The organism is Actinoplanes sp. NPDC021490 (genome assembly GCF_055562135.1).
Map to the genome: position 1 here is coordinate 208631 of NZ_JBVHFW010000015.1, position 25483 is coordinate 234113.

Genomic DNA, 25483 nt, shown 5'->3' on the forward strand with positions numbered 1-25483 from the left:
CCCGTACGAGGAGCGTCTCGCCGGCCGATCTCACCCGCCCCAGCACGGAACGCCCCGTCCCGCTGTGCCGCCCGCCCGGCTGAGGTCGAGGCCGATCCGGAGCGGATGACGTCACCGGAAAGCGGAGAGGCGCGCCGTCAGGGCCGGATCGAGCAGTTCCAAGGCGGCCACCCGCCGGCCACCGTCATGAGCGTCCAACCGGGTCACGACCTCCGCAAGATATTCGGGCTCGAGGGTGCCATCGTCGAAAAGCGCGTGAAGGGCCCGGGTCAGCAGTTCCTCATCGAGGGTGGCCATGTGATCCAGAATCAGTTGGAGCAACGAGTCGACCGACGTGGGGCGGCCGATCACCCGAGGATGCAGCATGCAACGCACGGCCAGTTCGCCGGCTCGGTCGGATGCCCGGGGATCGCTTACCACCACCACCTCAGTCATGTAGTCGACGAGTTCGCCCGGGAGGCGTTCGATGTCGGCGTACAGCGCTTGCATGAACAGTCCGGTGAGTGCGGGGACGTCCGGCCTCGCTCGGTCGATCGAAACGATGGCGGACGCCACTCGCCGGTAGCGGTCGGCCCGCGCCTCCGGTCGTTCGTTGCCCGAGGCGGAGGCGAGCCAGAGTTCGACCAGGCTGCGCGCGAGGGACTGTTCGATTCCGTCCGTTGCGACAAAAGTCGTCAGCGCGTCGGGCATCAGCGTGAGCAGCGGCTCCAAAGTGTGCAGCATCGTGCTGTCGCCCAGGGAGTTGCTCAGGTGCATCGATCTGAGCAAGGTGTGCACGGCGAATTCTGAGCGATAGACGTTCGGATGCTCGCTTCCCGGCGGGTGATCGTTGAACCAGCCGACGTCCATCGGGCCTGGCGGGTTGGCCGTCCAGTCCAGTGTCAGCTCTAGCGTGATGTCGCGCCGGCCCTCGTGCCAGACCCGGGTGACCTGCAGAATCTCGAGCGCATCCATGTACATGTCGCCGGGGATGGCTGCCCGCCACTGCAACGCCGAAGCGCGCATCCAGTACGCGGGATCGTCCGTCCTGGTGAACAACTCGGATGCGCGAAGTTGTCCGCCGCACGCAAGGGTGAGCAACAGCAAGTTGAACGAATATGTCGCCATCCAATGATCGATGCGCTTGTCGACCGGGCGATACGAGCTTTCCCCGTACGCCGGACGGGTCACCGCCTGGCCGGTGCGCCCAACCAGCCACGCGCGCAAACGCTCACGATCGTCGCCCCCGAACTGTTCGGCGATGAACGGCAGGATGGTGGCCCGCGCAGTGAGCGACGTGAACCCGAGCAACGAACCGAGCAGGTCGTCGTCCGGCGCCGCACCCAGTCGCAACGCCAGGGTGCTCGCCCGCTCGCGCGCCTCGGTGTCGCGGACGGCCTGCACGACGAGCCGGGCCACCAGGTATTCGCCGAACGTCGCGTGCAGGAACTCGTACGTCTGCAGGGTCTGATCGTCCTGGACGGCCTGCGCACGCTGGATGAAGAAGAAACGCCCGACCATCTCCTGACCGGCGGTGATCGGGGCACGGAACGCCTCGGTGCGGCCCGGACGCGACGGGGTCAGACCCAGCCCGGCCAGGTCGGCGTCGAGTTCGCGCTCGGTGACCCACAGCCGCAGCCGGTGGAACATGGCGAACGCGACCACGGACAGGCGCAGCAACTCCTGCTCGACCAGCGCGGGCATGAGGTCATCGGGTTGCCCGGCGTGCAGGCGCCTGACCTCGCGCGCAGCAAACGACGCCAGCAAACGCTCATAAAGCTGACCACCGTTGAGCGATGATGCGCGTTCGTTGGCTGTGTCGCTCAGGGCGCCCTCGGCCCCGTCGTACAGGGCCAGCATCAGCAGCAGCAACGGCTGTTCGGCCAAGTGGCGCAGCGGGCGGAGCACGTCCAGGGTGAGCGGCCGGGTGACGCCGGCGTTCCAAACGGTCAGCCAGCGCTCGATCTGCGCATCGTCGAACGGTTCGAGGCGGACGGCGAGGGCTCCGACGGGCAGACGGGCGCGGTCGGCCACCGCGACCCTGCTGGTCACCATGACGGCGACCGGGCGGCCCAGTGCGGCCTCGCGCTGCTGGAAGGCGGCCACCCGTTGCAGGTAGTCGGACTGGTGCAGACCGGTGGCCTGCAGCAGCTCGTCGAAGCCGTCGAGCAGCACGACCGGCAGGGCGCCGCCGGTTTCGGACAGGGCGGCCCAGGAGACGGTTTCGCCGATTGCCGCGCGCAGGGCCAGTTCGATCTGGTCCTGCACCTCGGCCTCGGCCGGGACCTCGCGCAGCGCGACCCGGCAGACGAAGAAGTCCGAGGCGGGCAGGCGCGCGGCCAGGATTCGGGTCAGGGAGGACTTGCCCGCGCCAGGCTGGCCGAGCAGCAGCATCGGCGCCTCGGTGGCTCGGGTGGTGGTCAGGTACGAGGCCAGGAAGCCGGCGATGTCGGTGCTGGTCGCGGCGTCGGCCCACCAGTGGTCGTCGGCCGGGCGGGCGCCGGGGCCGGCCGTGCGTACGCGGAAGATCGGGTCCAGGTAGGCGGCGCCGAGTGCGGGCAGTTGCAGGTCGCCGGCGTCGCCGCCCAGGACGGGGCGTCGGAGGTCGGCGCGGTAGGCGCGGGCCAGGGCGGCCCGGTGCCGGCCGGGGTCGCGGCCGGAGGTGGCCTCGAGCAGCAGGGATTCGAGGCGTTCGAGGCCGCGGGCCGCCGCCCGGGCCTCGAGGCGTTCCGACCAGATCGCGAACTCGGGGATCTGCTCGGCCAGGCGGCGGTGAAGCTCTTCGAATCTTCGGAGCGCGGCGGGCGGGAGTTTCTGACCGAGCAGGCCGGTCAGGGTGCGCCGGGCGTGATCGCCGGCGTCCTCCCAGATCCGCAGGCCGGGCAGGTGGAAGATCATGCGTTGGGCCGTGGCGGCGAACCAGTCGTCGAGGCGGCTCAGCAGGGCGGCGTAGGGAACGTCGGGGCCGGGCATCGGGACGGGCGCGGACAGCAGATGCTCGATCAGCCCGTCGCCGGCTCCGGGCACGACGACCTGGAGCTGGTCGTCCCGGCTGAACCCGGGATTGTCGACTCCGGCGGCGGCCAGGCATTCGTCGAGCGATTCGAAGAAGGCGGCCACGACCAGCACGGCGTGCGCGGCCTGCAAACGCTCGCTGCGTTCGTAACGACCCAGGCCCCGTACGGAATCATTGATCTTGCTGGAGACCAGGCCACCAAGCCGGACCATCTCGGTCTTGGCGTCGAACAGGCTGATCGCGAGATCGCTGCCGCCGGCCGTCGCCACCGACAGCGCACCGCCGAGCAGGTTGTCGACGGCCGTGGCCAGTGGCCCGGAACCGCCCAGAATGCGTACGGCGTCGGTGTAGGACAGACCCTGGGGCATCGCTTCATGATGTCGTACCGCCTAAAGTCCCGGTTCATGCGCGCGAACGACTGGCATGACCGGCAATGGCAGGCGACGGCCCATTCCTGGATCCGCGGGACCCTCGAAGGGCTCGGCACCCCGGTCACCGGCGAAATCGAGGAGACCCGCGTACGCCCCTGGTCGGTGACGCACAAGGCGCCGACCGCGGCCGGCATCCGGTGGTTCAAGGCGAACACCATGGATTGTGCGTACGAGGCCGGGCTGGTGAAAGCGCTGGCCGGCTGGGCGCCCGATTCGGTATTGACGCCGCTCGCGGTCGACGAGAAGCGCGGCTGGCTGCTCACCGCCGATCTCGGGCCCACCTTGCGGGAGGCGCTTCCCGACAACCGGGAGGCGCGGCTGCGGGCCTGGCGGGAGATGCTGCAGGCGTACGCCGTTCTGCAGCGCACCCTGGCTCCGCACGCACGGTCGATGACGGACCTGGGTGTGCCCGACATGCGTCCGGAAATGCTGCCCGGCCGGCTGCGGGAATTGCTGGCCGAGACCACCGTGGACGGCGAGGTCGACCTCGAAACGTACGGGGAATGGTGTGCGGAACTGGCGGCGGACGGCGTTCCGGCCTCGCTGCAGCACGACGACCTGCACGACGACAACGTCTTCCCGGGAAATCGTTTCTTCGACTGGGGCGATTCCGCCGTCGCGCACCCGTTCAGCTGTCTTCTGGTCGCGCTCGGCTCGGTGCGGCATTTTCTGCAGACCACGCCGGCCGAGCTCGCCGGACTGCGGGACGCCTATCTCGAAGTGTGGTCCGATCTGGCCCCGGCGGAAAAGCTGCGCCGATCGGCCGTTCTGGCCTGTCACGTCGGGCGGGTGCCGAAGGCCGCCGCCTGGCAAAGGGCGCTGCGGGATGCGGCCCTGCCGGTCGGCGACGACTTCGGCACGGCGGTGGCGTACTACCTCGCGGAGATCCCGGAGCCGACGCCGGTGTCTTGACATCGGTGCCCCGCGAGGGCTTTGGTGAGCTGTACGTCGATCGGGTGATTACCGACCGTGGATCGACCGACGGAGGCGCGCCAATGACGGCTGAATCCTCTCCGCGCGGGCAGGCACCGCCGCCGGACATGCTCGATCACGCCGAGCGGATGAGCGTGGACGAACTGCGCGCGGTCCAGTTGCAGCGGCTGCAGTGGACGTTGCGGCACGCGTACGACAATGTCGCGCACTATCGGCGCGCGTTCGACGCCGCGGGCGTGCATCCCGACGACTGCCGCGAGCTGACCGACCTGTCGAAGTTCCCGACGACGAGCAAGGCCGACCTGCGCGAGAACTATCCGTTCGGCATGTTCGCCGTGCCCGAGGGCGAGGTGCGGCGCATCCACGCGTCCTCGGGCACGACCGGGCGGCCCACGGTCGTCGGGTACACCGAGCACGACCTCGACGTCTGGGCCACGGTGATGGCCCGCTCGATCCGGGCGGCAGGCGGGCGACCGGGCGACCGGCTGCACAACGCGTACGGGTATGGCCTGTTCACCGGCGGTCTGGGCGCGCATTACGGGGCCGAGCGGCTGGGGTGCACGGTCATTCCGGTGTCGGGCGGGATGACGCCGCGGCAGGTGCAGCTGATCACCGACTTCCGGCCGCGGATCATCATGGTGACGCCGTCGTACATGCTCACGGTGATCGACGAGTTCGAGAAGCAGGGCCTCGACCCGCGCAAGTCCAGCCTGGAGATCGGCATCTTCGGGGCCGAGCCGTGGACCGAGCAGATGCGCGCGGAGATGGAGGAACGCGCGGGCATCGACGCGGTCGACGTGTACGGCTTGTCCGAGGTGATCGGGCCCGGGGTGGCGCAGGAGTGCGTGGAGACCAAGGACGGCCTGCACATCTGGGAGGACCACTTCCATCCCGAGGTGATCGATCCGGGCTCGGGCGACGTGCTGCCCGAGGGCGAGCCGGGCGAGCTGGTGTTCACGTCGCTGACCAAGCAGGCGATGCCGGTCATCCGCTATCGCACGCGCGACCTGACCCGGTTGCTGCCGGGCACGGCGCGCCCCGGCATGCGGCGCATGGAGAAGATCACCGGCCGCACCGACGACATGATCATCCTGCGCGGGGTGAACCTGTTCCCGACCCAGATCGAAGAGATCATTTTGCGTACGCCCGGACTCGCGCCGCACTTCCAGCTGGTGCTGACGACGCGCGGGCGGATGGATCACCTCACCGTGCAGGTGGAATCGCGCCCGGACTGCGCGCCCGATCGGCGGGAACCGGCCGGGGCCGACGTCGCCCGCTCGGTCAAGGACACCGTCGGCACGTCGGTCGAGGTGGTGGTGGTCGAGCCCGAGACGCTGGGGCGGTCGGCCGGCAAGATCCAGCGGCTCGTCGACCACCGGGAGAAGTGATGGCCGTCTTCCGCATTCTCGAGGCGACGGCGCGTCCGGGCACGATCGATCAGGTGGCCGAGTTGCTCGTCCGGCAGGAGAGGGACGTGGTCGCGCACGCGCCGGGCATCGTGTTCGCCCAGTCGCTGCGCAGCGGGGACACCGTGATGGCCGTGTCCAGCTGGGACAGCGTCGACAACATGCAGCGCTATCTCGACCAGCCGGCCACCGGGGACTTCTACCGGGCCCTGCCGCCGCTGCTCATGGGGATGCCGAGCGTCCGCACATACGAGGTGATCGGCGCATGAGCTGGTATTACCCGAAGGGCTGGACCGACCAGGAGGACGGCGTCGAGCAGGTGCTGATCCACTACACCGCGACGCCGCCCGGGCAGTGGCCGGACTGGAGCTGGGGGCACGAGGCCCGGGTGCTGCAGGATCTCGGCGGTTATCCCCGGCAGCGGCTCAAGGTGCTGCGCATGCCGCGCACGGTCCGCGATATCGAGCACGGGTGGTCGACTCCCGAATACCGTTTCCACTATTACTTCGAGGTTCACCAGAACGGGCATCGCTGGACGACCGACCTGTTCACCGAGGAGATCGTCTATCGGGATCTGGAATACGACGACCCGAGCGGCTGGGTCACGAACATCTGCATCTACTGGTCGGTCGGGGATTGGCGGGCGCCCGTCTACAGCCCGATGGAGGATCCGCGCGTGCCCGGCGACTCCGAATTCGTGGCGACCAACTATTACACGTACGAGGACAAGGAACGCTTTCACCGCGAGAAATACCAGCTGCTGTACGGGCTGCACCTGCCGCACCGGTTCCGTTCGCGCATGTGGGGGCCGCGCGGGGCGACAATCGTGCAGCAATACCACATCGGGCGCATGTATCCGCCGGAGGAGAAGAGCGAGACCTGGCTGGGCCCGTACGGGTCGTCGGCGCCGGGAGGGGACAACTGTTGGACGCACCACCTGTGAGCATTTTCGGACTGCGGAAGACGTGGGTCGACCCCGGGCCGGGCATCGCCATGGTCCAGATCCACTGGACGACCTCGCCGCGCGGCACGCCGCCGGACTGGTCGTCGGCCGATCAGGTGGTCACCTCGGGCGGGCCGCTGCGTTCGGCCGTGCTCGAGGTGCCCCGGGACGACGGCCTGTCGCTGCACCACTTCTTCTTCGTCGTGACGGCCACCGGCCGTACGGCGTCGCCGGTCTTCACCGAGGACATCGTCGCGCGTGAGGTCGCGTACGAGGATCGGGAAGGTCTGTGCACCTCGGTCGGCATCGTGTGGAGCTCGCAGGACGTGCCCAACTACACGAGCGCCGTGATGGACGGCCTGCCGTTCCCGTCGTTCGACTCGGCCCCGGCGGCCGGCGACCTGTACGAGTTCGTGCGGGCCCAGCCGTTGCCGCACGTGTTCCGCGGCTCGGTGTGGGGCATCGCCGGCAGCACGATCCGCTACGGCTATCACCTGATCAGCAACGGCCATCCCGACCCGGCAGCCGACCACGAGTCGTGGACCGGCGAGGCCGGCACGGGCTGGAACATGCAGCTGTGACCGGCCCGGACCCGGGGTCCGGCCGGCTCGACCGCCCGTCCGGCTACGACCGGCCCCTCCGCTGGCTGGAGCCGCCCGGCTCGCGCCGCCGGGTGCTCTACACCGGCCCGCTCGCCCGGGAAGGCCGCGACCTGGTCCTTCATGTCGGCCACGACGGCTGGAAGTCGCCGCGCGACGTGCCGATGGAACGCCTCGACTCGGGCGCCTGGGTCGCCTCCGTGCCCACCGAGGGACGGCTGGCCCTCGACTGTGTGGTCCGTTCCGCGAACTCCGAGAGCTCCCACTGCGACAACAACCACGGCGGCGACTATCGGCTCTGGACCGCCCTCGACCCGGTGGACGCGCACGTGCACGCGAGCGCGCCCGGAGGCGGCCCGCTCGGCTTCGACAGCTTGCGGGCGGCCGCCTTTTCCGGCGGCATGACCCACGCCGTCGTCTCGTGGGGCGACAACGACTTCGTCGAGATCGCGACCGCGGCGACTCCGTGGCTGACCCAGCTCGTCTGGGTGCGTCCCTTCGGACCGGACCCCGACGACGTACGCCGGAGGCTGGCCAACGGCGCCGCGGGACTCAAGCTACATCCGGCATACGACAATTTCCCGGCCGACACCGAGGCCCTCGACCCCTACCTGTCGGTGGCCGCCGAGGCCCGGGTGCCCGTCACCATCCACAGCGCCCCGGGCCCGGCCGACCCCGATCGCATCGCCCGGCTGGCCGCACGCTTCCCCACCGTCCAGTTCGTCCTCTACCACACGTTTCTCGGCCTCCCCGAGGGCCGGAAACGCGCCACCCGGCACGCCAGGCGCCGGCCCAACCTGCACCTGGAGACGTCGTGGTGCGCCTCGCGCGAGGTCGAGCGCCTGATCGACGAGGTCGGCCCGGACCGGGTTCTCTTCGGCTCGGACGCCGCCACCGACGGCCCGGCCCACTTCGTGCGCAAGCCCCCGAACATCGAGATGAGCGAGAACTACAACGGCTCCCTGCTGCGCCTGGCCGAGCGCCTGTCGCCACCGGTCTTCCGGGCCCTCCTGGAGGGCAACGCGCGCGAGCTGTTCTCGCTCCCGCCCCCGGCCTACGAACTCACGATCCCGCAACTACGCACCCTCCTGGCCACCGCGCTCGACACCCATCGCCGCCTGTTCGCCCGCCTCGAACCGCGTGACCTCGAACGGCCGACCCCGTGCACCGGCTGGGACGTCGGCACGTTGCTGGCCCACATCGTGGCCGTAACCCGCGGCAGCGCCCCCGAGGCCGTCACCTTCCGGACGCTCAACCGGGACTTCGCCGTCGCCGCCGCGGCCGCCGGGACAACCACCCCCATGACGCTTCCCGGCCTCGTGCTGGAACTGACCGCCCACTCCTGGGACCTGGCCAGGTCCTTGAACGACCGCGCTCCTCTCGATCCCACCCTGGCCACGGCGGCCCACCGCATCGCCACCGGCCTGCTCCCCGCCACCGCGCGCGACCGCCGGGACTTCGCCCCGCCCGTTCCCGCGCCACCCGGCGCCGGTCCCGGTGATCGTCTCGCGGCCTTCCTCGGGCGGAACCCGGAATGGGTCGGCCGATAGTCTCTGGCCCCCGCTCGCACCATTGTGGAATTCTCGGCGTCCACCGGAAGTGCTGATGAATTCCGAACACAGGAGACGCCATGGCAGCGACTCTCGCTCTCATCTATTTTGCCGGTTTCTTCATCGGTATGGTCGCCGTCCGGCATCGCGCCGGCGTCGGACAGGGCCGCATCAAGATTCTCGGTCGTGACGGATTCGGTTTTCTCTGGTTCTGGCGCATGTTTTCCGCGCTTCTTTTCTGGCCGGTGACTCTAATCATCTGGCTGGCTCGCGGACGGCCCGAACCGCACATCGTCTTCAACGAGCGGGCGGCGGAACGCCGGGCGGCACAAAGCCGTCCGTGACCATCAAAGAATCCACAAGGAGGTAGCCATGTCATCGTGTGCGTGCACCAAGGCCGGCAAACCGAAATGCGCCTGGTGCAAGGAGGCCGAGGCGCATCGGATGCCGACGTCGCGTCACAACTGTCAGTGGGGCCGCTGTTCCTGACGCCGCCCGCTTCCCCGACCCCCCGCGCCGGATTGGTGCGGGGGTCAGGGGAGGCGTCACCGGTGGTCGGCTGAGGCGAGCTGTTCGCGCAGGAGCTCGTGGCGGAACTGGTACGCCGATCCGGCCGCCCGCAGCACCTGCCGCTGGCCGTGGGCGTCGTCGAGGAAACGCATGAGCCGCCACGGCAGTTCGTCGCCCGCGGCCAGCCACGCGCTGCGGATCACGAAGACGCCGTACCGGGTCGACGACGCCGCGATCACCAAGCCGGCGGTGAGCCCGTACGTGGCCAGCGTGCCGGCCGCCCCGGCCACGGCGGCCGCCCCGGACTGGCCCCCGGCCGCCGTGCGGAAACCGACGGCGATCCCGATCGCGACCGCGATCACGGCCGTCATCCGGAGGAAGACCAGCCGGTCCTGGCGGAACAGGGTGGCCGGGGAGGCCGCGAGGCGGTTGCTCGGGTCGTCGCCGCGGATGCCGAACGCGTACGCCCCGGCCACGCCGCCGGTGAGTCCGATGACGAGGATCGAGTACAGCGGGAACCCGTTCGTCCCGGCCGCGAAGGCCCCCATCGCGCCCAGCAGCGCCCCGCCGGCGATCTGCTGCCAGGGCGCGTTGATCCGCAGCGACGGCAGCTTGCGCTGGGCGATGTCCGTCGACACCCGCGAGGCCAGCCCACAGATCAACGCGAACAGCAGCGCGTAGGGGAACCCGGCGAGCAGGCCGACCACGGTCAGCCCGGCGACAGCGGCCTCGACCGGATCGAGGCGGGCCGGGCCGGAGCGGACCGGGCCCCGGATCAGGAAGAACAGCGCGGCCAGCGTCAAGGTGACCCCGAAGGCGGCGCCCCGGGCCGGTCCGGCCGACTGGGCGTGCGCGACGCCGAGCACCAGCCCGGCCGATCCGGCCAGCAGAGCCGGCGGAAGCACCTGCCGCAGCGAGCGCCGCCCGCCGCTCGCGGGCCGCTCCCGCATCGCCAGCAAAACCAGCACGACCACCGCCGCGCCCTCGCCCAGCGCCCGGACCAGATCGGCCTCGACGTCGGCCCGTGCGGCGTAGCCGAGCAGGTTGAGCCCGGCGGTCAGGCCGCCCAGCAGAACCGCCCCCGCCCATCTGGCCGCCCGTCCGTAGACCGGCCGTTCGCCCGGCCCTCGCGTCCAGTAGGACACCCACCACACCGCCGTGCCGGCCGCCAGACCGTCACCGGGGCCGAGCAGCCACGGCTGATCGATGCCGGGGCGGGCGCCGTCGGCCCACGAGTTGACCGCCCCGACGAGGACCGCGGCGACCAGGCCGTGGAACTCGGGCCGCGTCCACCAGCGGGACGAGCCGAGCACCTTGCCGCCGCGCGTCACCTGGATGCCGATCCAGGTCAGCAGGCCCGCGGTGAGACCGGTGGCCAGCCAGCCGTTGACGTCCTCGTCCCAGCGCAGGGTGAAACCGTCGAACGTGCCCGCGGCGAACCCGACGACCAGGGCGTCGTCGAGGGGCACGAAGACGGAGAGCGTGCGGATGGCCGCGATGACCGCCATCGCGGCCACCCCGACCTGGACCGCCCGCATCAGGTCGCCACCGCGTCCGGGCGGCCGCAAGGACAACGGCCGCCACGCGAACCCGGCGGCCAGCCCGGAGCCGAGGGCCAGGTCGTACGAGCCGCTGAGCGTGCCGGTGATGTAGGCCCCGATGACAGCGAGCACCGCGGCCGGATAACTGCCGGTCACCCGGTAGAGGGCGGCGTAGCAGACCAGCGCGGCGGCGGTGATCCGGATCGCGTCGGTGACGCCGGTGACGGTGCTGCCGAAGACCCACGTGTTCATGACGCCGGCCGACAGGGCGGTCCAGGCGACCACGGCGATCAGCGTGAGCAGGTGCAGCAGCAGCCGGGACCGGGGCGCCGACGTGACCCGCAGCTCCCACCAGCGCAGCTCGCCGGTGTCGGCGACCATGCGCGCGAGATAGCCGAGCCAGCGGCCCGCGTCCGGCGCCGGATAGTCGACCGGCTCCTCGGTGTACCGGGCCGGCACGAACCCGCGGAGCAGGTGCTGCCTGATCTCCTCGGGCCCGTGCCGGTCGAGAAGCTCGCTGGGGTGGGGCCGATGCTCCTCGTCGGCGTTGTAGACCGCGTCGGCCAGCATGATCATCAGCGGGGTCCGGAGCACGGTGGCCAGGTCGGGCCGGTGCGGCAGGCTCGCCACGACCGGGGCCCACCGTGGCTCGTCGGCGGCGCGGCGGCGGAGATAGTCGGTGGCGGTCTCCAGGTTCTGCGAGTTCAGGGTCACCTTGGCGCCGCCGGGGAACAGCTCGTCGGTCACCGGGTTGCCGTCGCGGCAGCTGACCAGGATCTGGGCCGGTCCGTCCAGGTTGTTCAGCTGTTCGACGACCGTACGGGAAGGGGCTTTGTCGAAAACCTCGTCCAGCCCGTCCAGGATGAGCGCGAAATGCTGATCGTCCAGCAGCTTGGCCGCCTGCGACTTGCGCACCGGACCGTCGGCCGGGCGGTCGAGGAAGCGATGGTTGACGTGCAGCCAATCGATCAGCCAGCTCCGCAGGTCGGTCAGGGCCGGATCCCACGACGCCAGCGGAACGAGCAGGGGCAGCGGCTCGCCCCTCTTCCAGCCGGTCAGCAGCTCGCGGAACACGCCGACCAGCAGCTCCGACTTGCCCGACCCGGCCGCCCCGAGCACCACCGTACGGGCGCTGTCGCCGTCCCGCTGCCAGGTGCGGATCAGCCTCGGGGCCGCGTCGGGGGCGGCCTCGTCCTCGCCCGGCCAGTCGATCGGCAGCCGGCGGCCCGCACCGACCCGCACCCAGACGGGATCGTTGCGCCAGCGTTCCCGCAGAGCCTGATGCAGCACCTCGGCCGCGGCGACCGTATCGTCGTCCCGCACCGGCTTGCGGCGCGGCGCCCGGGACCGGCGGCGGCGCCGCGCACGCTGGTCATCGAGCGCGCTCACCAGCTCGGCCGCCGTCGGCCGGTCGGCCGGATCGGGGGCGAGCGCATCGAGCACCAGCACCGCCCAGTCACCCGCCTCGGCCAGCGGGCCGTCCACCGCGTAGGCCGGGTCCCCGCCGCGCATCCGGTCGCGTTCGAAGTCCTCCAGGGCGACACTCCCGGCGGTCTTGGACCAGGGGTGGCGTCCGGCCGAGGCGGTGGCGACGAACAGCCCCCAGCTGAAGACGTCGGCCGACGGCCGGCGGTCGGGGCGCTCGCCCAGCGGGGAGGCCAGCACCTCCGGCGCGTGCCAGTCGGGGGTGCCGTTCACCGCCTTGCGGGTCAGGCCGGTGCTCATCGTCTGCTCGATGCCCTCGTCGACCCACTGCGGCGCCCACGACACCCCGAAGTCGGTGATCACCGGGCCGCCCGCCGTGAGCAGGACGTTGCCCGGTGACAGGTCACGGTGGACGATCCCGGCCCGATGCAGGTGGGCCAGCCCGGCCGCATAGCCCCGGGCCAGCCGGAGCCAGTCGTCGAGGGTGGGCGGGCCGTCGGCGATCAGGTCGCCCAGCCGGTGGTGCGGGGTCAGCGGCATGACCACCCACGGGTCGCGGGAGTCGCCCGGTGCCGGCCGCAGACCCTCGTCGTCCGGCCGCATCAGGTGGGGCGGGCCGCTGCCGAGCGACGGCATCACGTTGGCGTGCGGCTCGATCGACGCCATGATGCGGGCCTCGCGGACCATCCGGCGCTCCGGGATCCGACCGGCGCCGAAGGTGCCGTCCGGCCGCAGGATCTTGATCGCCACCGGCCGGCCGCTCACCTCGTCGCGGGCGTACCAGACGTACGCCTGACCGCCGCCGCCGAACGTGCCGCGCAGGTCGTACCGGCCGTTCTCGCCGAGCCGCCGCAGCCTGGTCCGGCCGTTGGCCGCCAGGGGCCACACCCACTCGTCCTCCGGCGGACCCGGTTCGGAGATGGGCTCCGGCTCCCCGAGCATCTCTCCCCTTCCGCCGGCGAGATCCCAGCTTGCCCGCAACCGCGCGGCCCGGGCATCCGGCTGCCGGGGGATTGCGATCCGGCTGCGCGCAAGCTTGCGCGCGCGTCCGGGACGGCCCGACCACACTCGGCCGCATGTCATCTGCCAGCCCTTCGCCGATTCCCGTCTGGCGTCCTCCGCGGGCCCCGGCAACCGGCGTCGAGCTGGGCCGATCCCCGCAGGGCGAGCCCATCCACGCCCCGCCGCTGATGCCGGTGACGGTCGTCGGCCCGACCGGGTCCGGCAAGACCAGCCGGGTCGCCGCGCCGATCCTCGCGGCCTGGCCCGGGCCCGCCGTGGTGCTCGGCGTCAAGACCGATCTGATCGAGGCCACGTACGAGGCCCGGCTGCGACGCGGCCCAGTCTGGCTCCTCGACCCCGAGGGGCCACGGCCGACCGCCCGCTTCGACCTGATCTCGTGGGTCGGCTCGCTCACCGACGCCCAGGACGTGGCGGCCGTGCTGCTCGGCACCGGTGGCGGCCTGCGGGACGGGCAGTTCTGGGCCGAGCTGGCCCAGAACTGGACGGCGCCGATCCTGTTCGCCGGCGCCCGGTCCGGCCTGGACATCGGGCAGATCGCCGACCTGGCCATGCGGGACCGGTCGGCCCAGGCCGAACGGCTGGTCGCGGAGTCCGGCGACCCGATCGCGGCCCGCATGCTGCGCAGCGTCCTCGACCTGGAGGCACGGGCCCGCACCAGCGTGATGGCCACGGTGTGCCAGGCCCTGCGGGTGTTCAACCGGCCCGGCGTCATCCGGGCCGCGACCGGCTCGGACTTCTCCCTCGACCGGCTCCGCGAGCCGTCGACGCTGGCGCTGACGGTGCCGGCGTTCCGGATGGGACAGGTCGCCCCGCTGTTCGCCGCGCTGCTGACCCGGCTGTGGTCGCGGTTGCAGGCGCGGCCCGCGGACCCGCCCCTGCTGCTGCTCGTCGACGACGCCGCCTACATCCCGGACGGTATCGGCCCGATCCCGGAGTGGGTGGCCACCGGACGGGGCCTGGGCGTCCAGGTGGTCACGCTCTGGCACGACCTGGCCCAGCTGACCGCCCGTTACGGCGCCGATCAGTCGGCGCTGGTCAGGAACACCGGCTCGCAGCTTTTCCTCGAGGCCGGTGGTGGCCCGATCCTGTCCACCGGGGGGCGCCGCGAGCCGATCGAACTCTAGGTGAGGTCGAGGTCGCGTCCGAGGCCGATGCCGGGTTCGCGCTCGAGATAGGCCTCGAGCTGGTAGCGCCGGAACGCCCACAACCCCTTGACCGCGGCGATCAGCTCGGTGAGGCCGCCGCTGCCGCCGGGCCGGGCGTTGACCGTGCGGTCCGGCTCGAGATGCTCGGCGACCAGGTTGGTGTACCACTTCGGGTCGTGCGCGGGCGGGGCGCCGATGCCCTCCAGGATCAGCCGGTGGATCTCGTGGGTCGGCCGGCCCTCGGCCACATTCCGCAGTTCCCGGCGTACGTAGACCTGCCAGTCCTCGAGCCCGTCCTGCGCGGCGGGTCCCTTCTTGCTGACGAACGTCCGCAGGGTCTCGCTCGCCCGCAGCCTCTCCCGTACGGACTCGCTCTGCAGGAAGTCTCTGAGCAGCGGGAAGTTTTCCCGCGCGGCCAGCTGGACGCGCAACGCCGCGTCGTCCAGCTCCTCCTGTTCGCGCGGGCTCAGCGGCTGCCGCGGGTCGGAGGTGAAGCTGGTGCTGAGCGCGGGCAACTGCCGGATGGGCGCCTCGATCCAGACCACGAAATCGGTGCTCTTGTTGGAGATGGTCAGCGTGGTGCTCTCGGTCTGCACCGCGACCATCGGCGTGCCCAGCAGCTCGGACCGCTGGTCGTTCGGGTCGGGGCGGACGGCCGGATAGAGCGTGACCGGACGGGGCAGCCGGGGGGACCGCAGCTCCAGGATGTTGTTGTTGGACAGGTTCTCCACCAGCACCCGGGAGCCCTCGTGGAGCGAGGTGAACCAGATCCGTCCGGCCACCTTGCTGACGGCGGAGGGCAGTTCCGGCTCCTCCCGGCCGACCTGCAGCCAGTTGCGGCCGCCGCCGTCGGGCTTGCGCGCGCCGAACCACAGCTGACCGCCCGGGGGAAGCCGCACGACCCGGCACCGCCGCTGGAAACGCTTGTCCATGACCCGGTTGACGTGCCCCGGATACATGCACACGTCGGGCAGCGGGGAATCCCCGGCATCGCACGGGGTGTGTACCTCCGTGACCATCCCGGTCCCGTTGGGCGATCCTGGCGGCGTCACGGAACCCATAATCTGCGGCCCCTCCGCGCCGCGCAAGCTTTCGCGCTCCGCCCGGCCCGGGCGACGAACCTGAGATCACGGCACCAGACCTCTTAGGAGAGAGACGCCATGACTCAGTACGAGCCCCTCACTTCCCTGACCCGGGAGCCGTTCGCGGCCGAGATCGACCTGAACGCGCTGCGCACCGACGTGCAGCAGTCCCAGGTGCGTGGCGACACCACCCCCGGCGACCTGCGGGTGACGCGGGACGGCCGGATCACCCGCGACGGCCGCGACGACATGGCCGCCCGGCTGAGCAAGGAGACGTTCGCCAGCGACACCTACGTCGCCCGGACCAAGCTGCCGCACGGCACCTACCAGCACACCGTCGGGCGTACGACCGGCTTCGTCTACACGTTCTTCAACGAGTTCGCCGACCAGTACACGTTCTTCTCGTACTACAGCACCCAGCACCAGCAGTACCGCACGATGCTGGTCGCGCCCAACCTCAACGGCCTGTTCGGCGAGCACCAGGCGCACCTCTACTCGGACGGCACGGTCTGCCTGAGCCCGACCGTCGGGATGCCCACGCTGGACGGCTCGTACGCCCGGGCCGTGCTCTGGAGCAACGGCGTGAGCATCGTGCGCCGCGGCGGCGAGTTCCCCTTCACCTACGACCAGTGAGGCCATGATGCACTTCCTGGACACCTGCATCGAAGAGATCGAACGCGAGGTGGCGGCCCACCCGGCCGAGCGGGGTGGCGCCCTGCTCGGCCCGGCCGGCCAGTCGCTGGTGACACGCTTCCTCGCCGACCCCGACGGCCGTACGAGCGACGTCTCGTACAACTCGTCCGACCGACTCGAGCGGCAGGTCCGCGAGGTCGAGCGCGAGGAGAACCTGGAGTTCAAGGGGATCCTGCACAGCCACCCGGCCGGGATGGACCACCCCTCCGGTCAGGACCACCGGGCGTACGCGGACAGTCTGCGCCTCAACCCGGCCCGCGGCACCTTCCTGGCGCCGATCGTGACGCACCGGCCCGCCGACCCCGGGCAGCCGCACGAGATCGCGCTGGCCGACGCCAAGATGTCCGTCTACCGGGCGGTGCCGGCGGCCGACGGGACCGTACGCGTGCTGCTCACCCCGAGCACCGTCGTGCCGCTGGGCGAGCACGTGCGGGCGGCCGCCGACGCGCTGGGCGGCGAGGTCACCCGGCCGCCCGCACCCGGCACGGTCGGCGGGGCATTGCTGCTGACCGCCACCATCGCGCTGCCCGGCGGCGAGGAGCTGACGGTTCTCGCGCATCAGTCCTATCCCCTGCTGGCCCCGGCCGTGCTGCGGAGCCGGCCCGATCGGCCGACCGAGTCCGTACGACTCGACTGGCGGCCCGGGCAGGATCTGGCGGCGGCCCTGCGCCCCGGCGTGGCCGTTTCCGTACGGGCCGGGCTCGCCGCGCGGACCCGCGGCATGGTCAGCGAGTCGCTGGCCGGCCGCCGGGTGCTGCTGGCCGGGGCGGGCAGCGTCGGCAGCGTCCTGGCCGACCAGCTGGTCCGCTCGGGCGTCGAGAAGCTGACCCTGCTCGACCCGGACGAGGTCAGCCCCGAGAACCTCTCCCGCTCGGTCTACCGGCTGGCCGACGTGGGCCGCCCCAAGACCGAGGCGCTGGCCGACCACCTGCGGGCGATCCAGCCGGAGGCCGAGGTGGCCACGGTGACCGCCACCGTCTCGCAGGCCGGCGATCGGCTGGAGGAGCTGGTCCGCTCGCACGATCTGATCATCGGGTGCACGGACGACGCGTCGGCCCAGGCCGCGCTGAACTACTTCGCCTGCGCCGCCGACCGGCCCTCGCTCTACGTGGGCCTCTACGCCGGCGCGCAGGCGGGCGAGCTGGTCTACGCCGTACCCGGGATCACATCGTGCTACCGATGCGCGACGGGCATCCGCCACAGCGGCGACGCGGTCCGCCCGGCCACCGACTACGGCACCGGCCGCCTGGCCGGCGAGATCGCCCTCGGCCCCGACATCGCCCACGTCACCACGGCCGCGGCCAAGGTCGCGCTGGCCCTGCTGCACCTGGACGAGGACACCCCGGCCCGGGCGTTCCTGTGGCCGGCCCTGGTCGCCCGCCGCAACGTCATCCTGCTCAGCAACACCCGGGACTTCGACTTCTTCCCCAAGGTCTTCGACGGCGTCCCCAACCAGGACGCGTACCAGAGCCTGTGGATGAGAGCGGACGGCGACCCGGGTTGCGAGGTCTGCGGCGACAACCGCCGGGAGCCGGTCTTCACGCCGGCCCCCGACCCGGCCGACCTGCGGGCAGTTCCGGCCGCGGGGTAACGGCGAAGCCCCTGCCGCGTCCGCCGGGAGCGGATCAGCAGGGGCTTCGTCGTGCCCGGAGGCTCAGTCGCAGATGCCGGATCCGCCGTACCGGATCGAACGGGCGGTGAGGCGTTCGGCCGAATAGACCCGGGGATAGGTGGCGAACGCCGACAGATTCACGGCCTTGTCGGCGGTGGTGGAATACGACACGCTGCTGATCGTCAGGGCCTCGGTGTCGGAGGAGCAGCGGCCGTTACCCATCTGGCTGACCGGGGCCACATTGCTCGGCGCGATGACCTGGCCGTACACCTGCACCGCGCTGAAGAGCGGCCACGGGGCGGTCCAGTTGGAGTCGCTGAAATAGCCGATGTAGCTGCCGACATTGTCGGTGGTTCCGGCCCACAGCCACCATTCGTTGCCCGAGCGCTGAATGCCGAATCGCTGCGGCGTGCCGGGGGTGAACTTCTGACCGAGCGCGATGGTCGCCCCGGACCAGGCGGTGAAACCCGGGCACTCGGTGTTGTAGCACTGCCCGGCGCCGTCCTTCCACCACGCGACGACCAGGTGCGGATCGTCGTCGCCGTGGCGGGCCCGGTCGACCATCCACCCGATGCCGACGCCGTTGCTCGAAGGGTCGCGGACCGACATCATGGCCGCGCTGTGCGTCTCGCCCTCGGCCACGACCGGCTTGCCCACCCCGAAGTTGGCGAACAACACCGAGGCCGAGACGGTCTGCCGCCCACCCGCGTAATAGACCGTGGTGGCCGCGTGGGCCGCACCCGGCAACACGGACAGAGACACCGCAACGGCCACGACCGAAGCCAGCAGCGTCGCGAGAGATCTCCTGAACATTCACACCCTCCAATGCCGTTTGACCGGCGGAGTGTAGCGCCTGCCGACTCGGCGCGAGGGGCGCTCCACACGGGCAGGCACTGGCGTCCGATCGCCTGAAGGCGTCCGGCCACGATTGTCGTTACAAAGGTCATCGGCCCGTACCCTCGACAAAGGACTCCGATGAAGAAGTTTCTCGCGCCCCTGGCCGTCGTGGCCGCGGTATTCGGTATCGGCGCCGCACCGGCGGCGGCCGCGACAAAACCGGTGCTTTTCACGTACGTGTACGTCGACTCCCCCGGCACCGACAACCGGACCAACGCGAGCCTCAACCAGGAGTACTTCCGGATCACCAACCAGCTGGCCAAGCCGGTGGGCCTGAAGAGCTGGTCGGTCCGGGACGCGGCCGGCAAGGTGATCACGTTCGGCAACATCACGCTGCCGGCGAAGGGCACCTTCGTCGTGCACACCGGCAAGGGCACGCAGGGCTCGCCGGCCGGCCACTTCTACTGGGGTTCCGGCAACTACATCTGGAACAACACCGGCGACACGGCCACGCTGCGCAGCCCGTCCGGCGCGACCATGGACACCTGCACCTGGAAGAAGGCCACCACCACCAAGTGCTGATCGGGGCCCGCTACGACGGGTTCCGCCGGCCGAAGAGTGTGGCCAGCGCGGCGTCCGAGGCCTCCAGGGCGGCTCGATCGAAGGTGCTGCCCGCCGCGACCAGCTCGGCCGCCCCGGTGCGGTCGAGCAGCTCGGCCAGCCGGCGCTCGACCTCGCCCGGTGGGCCCGCGACGGCCGCCGCGGCGGTCTGATCGAGGTACTGCTGCTGGCGCGAGGTCCGGGTGGCCGCCCGGATCCCGGCCACCGGCTGCAGGGGCGGGAACACCCCGGTGGTGCGGCCCTGGGCCATCGCCCACGCCTCGGGAAGCAGCAGGTCGGCGGCCTCCGCGGCGGTGTCGGCGATCAGCACGTCGAGGCTGATCGCCACCCACGGCTCCGGCTGCTGCGGGGACGGGCGGAAGGCGCGCCGGTAGCCGGCCAGCGCCTCCAGCCCTGGGGCCGGGTCGCCGCCGACGCCGAGCAGAGGCCCGCCCACGATCACCGGCAACCCGAGCCCGGCCGCGATCGGCAACCCGCTGCCGGTGGCCAGCACGTACAGCGGAACGGGGCTCCCCGGCCGCGGGTGCAGGCCGACCTCCGACGTCCCGGTGAGAAAGCCGCGCAGCTCGACGAGGTCGGCCGCGAAGTCACTGTCCTTCTGGCGTAACGCCCGGCGCACCGGCGGGGTGAAGCCCGGCGAGCGGCCCAGGCCAAGATCCACCCGGTCCGGCGCGAAGGCCGCCAGTGTGGCGAACTGCTCGGCCACGACAATCGGCTGGTGGTGGGGCAGCATCACACCGGCCGAACCGATCCGGATGGTGGCCGTGGCCCCGGCGACCGCGGCCAGCAGCACCGCCGGGGCGGCGCCGGCGATGCCGGGCACCCCATGATGCTCGGCCACCCAGAACCGGTCGTATCCCAGCCGCTCGGCCCGGGCGGCGCGAGCCACCGTGCCCTCGAGCGCGGTCGGTTCGGCCTCGCCGGCCCGGGTCCGGGACCGGTCCAGCAGCGAGACACGAAGCGCGGGTTTGATCACCAAGGGTGCAGCATCGCCGGGCCGGGGCTTGTTCCCCCGGCCCCGCTCATCCTTGGGCGCTGCGACGGGCCGGCGCCGCGCTCATCCTTGGGCGCTTCGACGGGCCCGCGCCGGGTCGAGAGCCCACTCCACCGTGATGGTCACGGTCAGTTGCCGGCGGCCGGGCTCGACCGGCACCGCCGAGTCCGCCGCGGCGAACCTGTCCTGGCCGCCCGGAATCCAGTAACCCGGTGTCGCCTCGCTCACCTTGACCACGCGGCCCAGCGGCCGGCCCGCCTCACGGGCATACAGCTCGGCCTTCCCGCGAGCATCCGCGAACGCCTTCCGGCGGGCCTCGGCGAGCAGGGCGGCATCCTTCTCGATCGCGAACGACACCCCGTTGAGGCGCGCCGCGTCCCCGCCCGCGGCCACGGTGGCCGACATGAGGGCGCCGGCCCGGGCCAGGTTGCGGATCTTCGCGGTGAGTCCCTGGCTGGCGGTGTAACCGGTGACGGGCCCGTCGTCCTTGCGCCGCGAGACGACGTTGACGTTCGACGTCTGCAGGTCGGCCCGGGCCACCCCGCCGCGGACGAGGACGTCGCGCATCCGGGTGGCCGCCGCGTTGGCCTGCTGCAGAGCGTCGCCGACCTTGGGGGCGTTGGTCTCCACGGCGAAGTTGGCCTCGAGCGTGTCCGGCTCCCCGAACACGTTGCCCTGACCCTGGACCTGCACGCTCTCCAGAACCGGATCGGCCGAGGCGGCCGCCGGATGGCCCCCGGCCACCGGCGAGAGAACGGCGAGGGCCATCAGAACGGCTAAGACCGCAGACTGCTTTTTCATGGCTTTAAGGGTATATGTCCGGTTCGAACCTTCCCAGCATTCCCGGCCCGCGAGGTGTCACAGCCGACGAACCTCGCTCCGCTGAAAGTCGTCGCGGATCCCCGGTCACTGCCCGCCGGGCGGCCGGACCAGCGCGCGGGCCGACTCGGCGATGCCTTCCGGAGACATGCCGTAGCGGTCCAGGAGGAAGCCGGCCGAGCCGGTGGGCGCGAACTCCGGCACGCCGAGGATCGTCACGCGAGTGGGGTGGTGGGCGACGACGGTCTCGGCGACGGCGCCGCCGAGACTGCCGGCGGTGGTGGCCTCCTCGGCCGTGACGATGCCGGCGGTTTCCCGGGCGGCGGCCAGGACGGCGGCGGTGTCCAGGGGCTTGACGGTCGGCATCGAGATCACCCGGGCGTTGATGCCGTCGGCGGCCAGCTGTTCGGCGGCGGCCAGCGCCCGCCACAGCACGGTGCCGTTGCTGATCAGGGTGACGTCGTCGCCCTCCCGGACGGTGATCGCCCGGCCCGGCACGAACTCGTAGTCCTCCGGGTAGATCTCGGGCACGCTCATCCGGCTGACGCGGATGAACGCGGGGCCTTCGTGGGCGGCGGCCCAGCGCATGGCCGCGGCCGTCTCGACCGGGTCGGCGGGCACGATGATCGTCATGTTGTCGATCGCCCGCAGCCAGGCGATGTCCTCGATCGAATGGTGGGTGGGGCCGAGTTCCCCGTACGCCATGCCGGGGCTCATCCCGCACAGTTTGACGTTGCGGTTGGAATAGGCGATGTCGGCCTTGATCTGCTCGAGCGCGCGGGCGGTGAGGAAGCAGGAGGCGGCGGAGACGAACGGGATGCGGCCGCCGTTGGCCAGGCCGGCCGCGACGCCGACCATGTCCTGCTCGGCGATGCCGACGTTGATGAGGCGGTCGGGGAACGCCTTCTTGAAGGCGTCGAGCTTGCTGGAGCCGATGGAGTCGTTGACGACGCCGACGATGCGGTGGTCTTCCTGCGCCAGGTCGGCGAGCGCTTTGACGTACGCGTTGCGGCAGTCGAAGCGGGGCCGGTCGGCGATGGAGCCCTGCGGGGCAGTCATGACGGTTCTCCTCAGTTGCTGGTGATCACGCGGGCGGACTCGAGCTCGCCGAGGGCCTGCTGGAGCTCGGCCTCCGAGGGCACCCGGTGATGCCAGGCCACGTTGTTGCTCATGTACGAGATCGGGTGGCCCTTGTGGGTGTGTGCGATGACGAAGGTCGGCTTGCCGGGCCGGAACGGTACGGCCGACAGCACGTCGTAGAGCTCGCCGTGGTCGTGGCCGTTGACCTCCACGACGGCGAACCCGAACGCGGCGGCCTTGGCGTCGAGCGGGTCGAGGTCGTTGGTCTGGCGTACGGTGGCGCCCTGCTGCAGCCGGTTGCGGTCGACGATGACGGTGAGCCGGTCGAGCTCGTACTGCGAGGCGGCCATCATCGCCTCCCAGTTGCTGCCCTCCTGCAGCTCGCCGTCGCCGGTCAGCACATAGGTGCGCCGCCGCGAGACATCCAGCTTCGCGGACAGGGCGTGCCCGACCGCGATGGGCAGACCGTGCCCGAGCGGCCCGGTGTTGGCCTCGATGCCCTTGACCTTGTTGCGGTTGGGGTGCCCGTTGAGGGCGGACAGCGGCTTGAGAAAGGTGGCGAGTTCCTCGACGGGCAGGAAGCCGAACGCGGCCAGCGTGGTGTAGAGGGCCCCGGCGACGTGGCCCTTGGACAGGATGAACCGGTCCCGCTCGGGATCGTCGACCGTGCCCGGGCTGACGTTGAGCACGGCGCCGTACAGGGTGGCGAGGATGTCGATGGCGGAGAAGTCCCCGCCGATGTGGCCGGCCCCCGAGTGGTGCACGAGCTTGAGGTCCTGGATGCGGATCTGGCGGGCCGCCTCGGCGATGTGGGCGATCTGCTTCGCGCGGCTGCTGTGCGGCGGAAGCTGCCCGAACACCGGGAGGGTGGCGTGTTCGGTGGTGAGTGTCATGAGTCTGTGTCCTTCGTATCGGCGGTGAGTGCGGCCGTCACCAGCAGGTGAAGCCGCCGTCGACCAGCAGGTCGACTCCGGTGCAGAAGCCGGCGGCGTCACTGAGCAGGAAGACCGCCGGCCCGACGAGTTCGTCCACGGTGGCCATCCGGCCCATCGGCGTGTCCGCTTCGAACTGGCGCACCTGCTCGGCCACCTCGGGCCGGGTGTTCATCGGCGTGGCGGTGTAGCCGGGGCTGATCGCGTTGACCCGGATCCCCTGCCCGCACCACTCCATGGCCAGGCTGCGGCTGAGGTGGATGACGGCCGCCTTGGACGCGTTGTAGTGGGCCTGCAGCAGTCCGCGGTTGACGATCGAGCCGGACATCGAGGCGATGTTGACGATCGAGCCGCCACGGCCGCCCGCCAGCATGGCCTGCGCTTCGGCCTGGCAGGACAGGAAGACGCCGGTGACGTTGATGTCGATCACGCGCCGCCACTGCTCGAGCGGCATCGTCTCGGCGGGGGCAGCGTTGGCGATGCCGGCGCTGTTGACGGCCAGGGTGAGGTCCCCGAGAGCGCTCTGGGCCTGGTCCACGGCCTCGACGAGGCGGCCCGCGTCGGTGACGTCCCCGGCGATCGGCAGGGCCTTGACCCCGGCCGCCTGGATCTCGGCGCTGACCTCGTCGAGCCCGGGACCGGGCAGGTCGAAGCAGGCGACGTTGGCGCCGGACCCGGCGATGCCGAGGGCGATCGCGCGGCCGATGCCGCTGGCGGCCCCGGTGACGAAGGCGGTGCGCTGATCGAGCCGGAAGTCTGGAGCGGTCATGGTTCGGCCTTTCGGGAGTCGGTGGTGCTCATCCGGCGGCGAGGTGCATGACGGCGACATCGGTGGCGTCGGCCCGGTCGAGGAGGCCCTTCTGCCGGCCGCGGGCCAGGACGAGGACGCGGTGCGAGAGGCCGAGCACCTCCTCGAGTTCGGAGCTGACCACGATGACCGCCATGCCCTGTTTGGCCAGGTTGACGATCACGTCGTAGATGGCCGCCCGCGCGCCGACGTCGATGCCCCGGGTGGGTTCGTCGAGGATGACCACCTTGGGTTGGCGTTCCAGCCACTTGGCGATGACGACCTTCTGCTGGTTGCCGCCGGACAGAGTCCCCGCGTTCTGCTCGGGCCGCCCCTTGACCTGCATGATGCGGCAGGCCTCGACGGCCACCTCGCGGACCCGGCGGGGGCTGATGAATCCCCCGGGCCCGGCAATGCGGTCGAGGTTGACCAGGGCGACGTTGTCGGCGATCGGCATGTCGAGGACGACGCCCTGGGCCTTGCGGTCCTCGGGCACCAGCACGACACCGGCCTGGATGGCATCGGTGACGACGCCGGACCGGAGTTGGCGACCGTTGACGTGCACGGTTCCGGAGGCCACGGGGTCGGCCCCGGCGACGGCGCGGACCAGTTCGGTGCGGCCGGCGCCGACGATGCCCGCGATCCCGAGGATCTCGCCCGCGCGGACCGAGAACGAGATGTCGGAGAAGAAGCCGTCCGTGGCGGTGAGCCCCTGCACGGTGATCACCTCGCGATCGGCCGGCGGATCCGCCTCCGGAAAGACGCTCTCGATGCTGCGGCCGACCATGTCCTCGACGAGCTGGGTGACCGGCACCTGCGCGGTGTCATGGGAAGTGACGTGCCGGCCGTCGCGCAACACGACGATGCGGTCGCAGATGCGGGCGATCTCCTCCAGCCGGTGGCTGACGTAGATGAACGAGACGCCTTCCTTGCGCAACGCGTCGACCTGCGCGAACAGGTGCTCGGTCTCCTCCTCGCCGAGGGCGGCCGTCGGCTCGTCGAGGATCAGCAGGCGGGCGTTGAGGGTGAGGGCCTTGGCGATCTCGACCTGCTGCTGGGCGGCGACCTTGAGGCGGCCGACGAGCCGGCGGGGCGAGACGTCGAGTCCCAGCCGGCGCAGCTGCTCGTAGGCGCGCCGGTCCATTTCCTTGCGGTCGATCCGCCCGCCGCTCATCAGCTGGCGGCCGACGAAGACGTTCTCCGAGATGGACAGGTCCGGCAGCAGGCGCATCTCCTGGTGGATCAGGCCGATGCCGGCCTCGAGCGCGTCGGCCGGGGCCGACGGGGCGTACGGCTGCCCGTTCCACCACATCTCGCCGGTGTCGGAGGGGAAGTCACCCGCGATGATCTTGGAGACTGTGGACTTTCCGGCCCCGTTCTCGCCCAGGAGCGCCACGCACTCGCCGGGACGGACGTCGAGGTCGACACTGTGCAGAGCCTGGGTGGCACCGAACCGCTTGGAGACACCGCGGACCTTCAGCCCGCTGTGCTCGATCGTTGCCGAGGTCATGACTGCTCCCGGGGA

The 25483-nt window shown here is 71.2% G+C and carries 21 protein-coding genes; 11 read left to right on the forward strand and 10 right to left on the reverse strand.

Annotation, left to right across the window (positions count from 1 at the left end; all coding sequences use genetic code 11):
* Positions 1–111: 111 nt before the first annotated feature.
* The gene (locus ACZ3I4_RS33525; RefSeq protein ID WP_465386073.1) at positions 112–3363 is read right to left on the reverse strand and encodes an NACHT domain-containing protein; all 3252 of its coding nucleotides are present in this window, start codon (positions 3361–3363) and stop codon (positions 112–114) included.
* Between the two features lie 36 nt (positions 3364–3399).
* On the opposite strand from ACZ3I4_RS33525, the gene ACZ3I4_RS33530 reads away from it, so the two are divergent.
* The 7 genes from ACZ3I4_RS33530 to ACZ3I4_RS33560 all read left to right on the forward strand — a co-directional run bounded on the left by ACZ3I4_RS33530 (position 3400) and on the right by ACZ3I4_RS33560 (position 9201).
* Positions 3400–4338 (forward strand): phosphotransferase, encoded by a 939-nt coding sequence (locus ACZ3I4_RS33530; protein WP_465386074.1) that lies wholly within the window; start codon positions 3400–3402, stop codon positions 4336–4338.
* Positions 4339–4421: 83 nt separating this feature from the next.
* The gene (paaK, locus tag ACZ3I4_RS33535; RefSeq protein ID WP_465386075.1) at positions 4422–5747 is read left to right on the forward strand and encodes a phenylacetate--CoA ligase PaaK; all 1326 of its coding nucleotides are present in this window, start codon (positions 4422–4424) and stop codon (positions 5745–5747) included.
* Positions 5747–6034: a putative quinol monooxygenase gene (locus tag ACZ3I4_RS33540; protein ID WP_465386076.1), complete on the forward strand. Its 288-nt coding sequence runs from the start codon at positions 5747–5749 to the stop codon at positions 6032–6034. Before paaK ends, ACZ3I4_RS33540 begins: the two co-directional genes overlap by 1 nt.
* Positions 6031–6708 (forward strand): hypothetical protein, encoded by a 678-nt coding sequence (locus ACZ3I4_RS33545; protein WP_465386077.1) that lies wholly within the window; start codon positions 6031–6033, stop codon positions 6706–6708. Before ACZ3I4_RS33540 ends, ACZ3I4_RS33545 begins: the two co-directional genes overlap by 4 nt.
* A complete protein-coding gene (locus ACZ3I4_RS33550) occupies positions 6705–7289 on the forward strand; it encodes a hypothetical protein (RefSeq protein WP_465386078.1) in 585 nt (194 codons plus the stop codon). The genes ACZ3I4_RS33545 and ACZ3I4_RS33550 overlap by 4 nt, the downstream gene beginning before the upstream one ends.
* Complete coding sequence (locus ACZ3I4_RS33555; RefSeq protein ID WP_465386079.1) at positions 7286–8857, forward strand: amidohydrolase family protein; 1572 nt, start codon at positions 7286–7288, stop codon at positions 8855–8857. The genes ACZ3I4_RS33550 and ACZ3I4_RS33555 overlap by 4 nt, the downstream gene beginning before the upstream one ends.
* A gap of 80 nt (positions 8858–8937) precedes the next feature.
* A complete protein-coding gene (locus ACZ3I4_RS33560) occupies positions 8938–9201 on the forward strand; it encodes a hypothetical protein (protein ID WP_465386080.1) in 264 nt (87 codons plus the stop codon).
* Positions 9202–9402: 201 nt separating this feature from the next.
* Here ACZ3I4_RS33560 and ACZ3I4_RS33565 read toward each other — a convergent pair whose 3' ends face one another.
* Positions 9403–13275, reverse strand: coding sequence for a protein kinase domain-containing protein (locus ACZ3I4_RS33565; protein WP_465386081.1), 3873 nt, complete (start codon positions 13273–13275; stop codon positions 9403–9405).
* A 134-nt stretch (positions 13276–13409) separates the two neighbouring features.
* Here ACZ3I4_RS33565 and ACZ3I4_RS33570 point away from each other — a divergent pair, with 134 nt between their 5' ends.
* Positions 13410–14480, forward strand: coding sequence for a type IV secretory system conjugative DNA transfer family protein (locus ACZ3I4_RS33570; RefSeq protein ID WP_465386082.1), 1071 nt, complete (start codon positions 13410–13412; stop codon positions 14478–14480).
* On the opposite strand, the gene ACZ3I4_RS33575 is transcribed toward ACZ3I4_RS33570, so the two are convergent.
* The gene (locus tag ACZ3I4_RS33575; protein ID WP_465386083.1) at positions 14477–15520 is read right to left on the reverse strand and encodes a hypothetical protein; all 1044 of its coding nucleotides are present in this window, start codon (positions 15518–15520) and stop codon (positions 14477–14479) included. The genes ACZ3I4_RS33570 and ACZ3I4_RS33575 overlap by 4 nt on opposite strands.
* Before the next feature lie 141 nt (positions 15521–15661).
* Here ACZ3I4_RS33575 and ACZ3I4_RS33580 point away from each other — a divergent pair, with 141 nt between their 5' ends.
* Both ACZ3I4_RS33580 and ACZ3I4_RS33585 read left to right on the forward strand, forming a co-directional pair.
* Entirely contained in the window at positions 15662–16216 is a 555-nt protein-coding gene (locus tag ACZ3I4_RS33580) for a hypothetical protein (protein ID WP_465386084.1), read from the forward strand.
* Positions 16217–16220: 4 nt separating this feature from the next.
* On the forward strand, positions 16221–17867 hold the full coding sequence (locus ACZ3I4_RS33585) for a ThiF family adenylyltransferase (RefSeq protein ID WP_465386085.1): 1647 nt from the start codon (positions 16221–16223) through the stop codon (positions 17865–17867).
* A 63-nt stretch (positions 17868–17930) separates the two neighbouring features.
* On the opposite strand, the gene ACZ3I4_RS33590 is transcribed toward ACZ3I4_RS33585, so the two are convergent.
* The gene (locus tag ACZ3I4_RS33590) at positions 17931–18701 is read right to left on the reverse strand and encodes a neprosin family prolyl endopeptidase (protein ID WP_465386086.1); all 771 of its coding nucleotides are present in this window, start codon (positions 18699–18701) and stop codon (positions 17931–17933) included.
* A 162-nt stretch (positions 18702–18863) separates the two neighbouring features.
* Between ACZ3I4_RS33590 and ACZ3I4_RS33595 the strand changes: the two genes are divergently transcribed.
* Positions 18864–19307, forward strand: coding sequence for a lamin tail domain-containing protein (locus tag ACZ3I4_RS33595; protein ID WP_465386087.1), 444 nt, complete (start codon positions 18864–18866; stop codon positions 19305–19307).
* 10 nt (positions 19308–19317) lie between these two features.
* Here ACZ3I4_RS33595 and ACZ3I4_RS33600 read toward each other — a convergent pair whose 3' ends face one another.
* From ACZ3I4_RS33600 to ACZ3I4_RS33625, 6 genes are all read right to left on the reverse strand, one after another.
* A complete protein-coding gene (locus ACZ3I4_RS33600) occupies positions 19318–20322 on the reverse strand; it encodes an MsnO8 family LLM class oxidoreductase (protein WP_465386141.1) in 1005 nt (334 codons plus the stop codon).
* An 81-nt stretch (positions 20323–20403) separates the two neighbouring features.
* A complete protein-coding gene (locus tag ACZ3I4_RS33605; protein WP_465386088.1) occupies positions 20404–21141 on the reverse strand; it encodes an SIMPL domain-containing protein in 738 nt (245 codons plus the stop codon).
* Positions 21142–21246: 105 nt separating this feature from the next.
* On the reverse strand, positions 21247–22218 hold the full coding sequence (locus tag ACZ3I4_RS33610; RefSeq protein WP_465386089.1) for a transketolase family protein: 972 nt from the start codon (positions 22216–22218) through the stop codon (positions 21247–21249).
* 11 nt (positions 22219–22229) lie between these two features.
* Positions 22230–23132, reverse strand: coding sequence for a transketolase (locus ACZ3I4_RS33615; protein WP_465386090.1), 903 nt, complete (start codon positions 23130–23132; stop codon positions 22230–22232).
* 37 nt (positions 23133–23169) lie between these two features.
* Entirely contained in the window at positions 23170–23940 is a 771-nt protein-coding gene (locus ACZ3I4_RS33620) for an SDR family oxidoreductase (protein WP_465386091.1), read from the reverse strand.
* A 28-nt stretch (positions 23941–23968) separates the two neighbouring features.
* On the reverse strand, positions 23969–25468 hold the full coding sequence (locus tag ACZ3I4_RS33625; protein ID WP_465386092.1) for a sugar ABC transporter ATP-binding protein: 1500 nt from the start codon (positions 25466–25468) through the stop codon (positions 23969–23971).
* Between the last annotated feature and the right edge of the window lie 15 nt (positions 25469–25483).

Bases quoted from the DNA above. Each gene is read 5' to 3' on its own strand.
- ACZ3I4_RS33530 (WP_465386074.1), top strand. From the start codon at position 3,400: ATGCGCGCGAACGACTGGCATGACCGGCAATGGCAGGCGACGGCCCAT.
- paaK (WP_465386075.1), top strand. From the start codon at position 4,422: ATGACGGCTGAATCCTCTCCGCGCGGGCAGGCACCGCCGCCGGACATG.
- ACZ3I4_RS33610 (WP_465386089.1), bottom strand. From the start codon at position 22,218: ATGACTGCCCCGCAGGGCTCCATCGCCGACCGGCCCCGCTTCGACTGC.
- ACZ3I4_RS33570 (WP_465386082.1), top strand. From the start codon at position 13,410: ATGTCATCTGCCAGCCCTTCGCCGATTCCCGTCTGGCGTCCTCCGCGG.
- ACZ3I4_RS33615 (WP_465386090.1), bottom strand. From the start codon at position 23,132: ATGACACTCACCACCGAACACGCCACCCTCCCGGTGTTCGGGCAGCTT.
- ACZ3I4_RS33595 (WP_465386087.1), top strand. From the start codon at position 18,864: ATGAAGAAGTTTCTCGCGCCCCTGGCCGTCGTGGCCGCGGTATTCGGT.
- ACZ3I4_RS33575 (WP_465386083.1), bottom strand. From the start codon at position 15,520: ATGGTCACGGAGGTACACACCCCGTGCGATGCCGGGGATTCCCCGCTG.
- ACZ3I4_RS33585 (WP_465386085.1), top strand. From the start codon at position 16,221: ATGATGCACTTCCTGGACACCTGCATCGAAGAGATCGAACGCGAGGTG.
- ACZ3I4_RS33565 (WP_465386081.1), bottom strand. From the start codon at position 13,275: ATGCTCGGGGAGCCGGAGCCCATCTCCGAACCGGGTCCGCCGGAGGAC.
- ACZ3I4_RS33590 (WP_465386086.1), bottom strand. From the start codon at position 18,701: ATGTTCAGGAGATCTCTCGCGACGCTGCTGGCTTCGGTCGTGGCCGTT.
- ACZ3I4_RS33625 (WP_465386092.1), bottom strand. From the start codon at position 25,468: ATGACCTCGGCAACGATCGAGCACAGCGGGCTGAAGGTCCGCGGTGTC.
- ACZ3I4_RS33525 (WP_465386073.1), bottom strand. From the start codon at position 3,363: ATGCCCCAGGGTCTGTCCTACACCGACGCCGTACGCATTCTGGGCGGT.
- ACZ3I4_RS33605 (WP_465386088.1), bottom strand. From the start codon at position 21,141: ATGAAAAAGCAGTCTGCGGTCTTAGCCGTTCTGATGGCCCTCGCCGTT.
- ACZ3I4_RS33620 (WP_465386091.1), bottom strand. From the start codon at position 23,940: ATGACCGCTCCAGACTTCCGGCTCGATCAGCGCACCGCCTTCGTCACC.
- ACZ3I4_RS33540 (WP_465386076.1), top strand. From the start codon at position 5,747: ATGGCCGTCTTCCGCATTCTCGAGGCGACGGCGCGTCCGGGCACGATC.
- ACZ3I4_RS33545 (WP_465386077.1), top strand. From the start codon at position 6,031: ATGAGCTGGTATTACCCGAAGGGCTGGACCGACCAGGAGGACGGCGTC.
- ACZ3I4_RS33560 (WP_465386080.1), top strand. From the start codon at position 8,938: ATGGCAGCGACTCTCGCTCTCATCTATTTTGCCGGTTTCTTCATCGGT.
- ACZ3I4_RS33580 (WP_465386084.1), top strand. From the start codon at position 15,662: ATGACTCAGTACGAGCCCCTCACTTCCCTGACCCGGGAGCCGTTCGCG.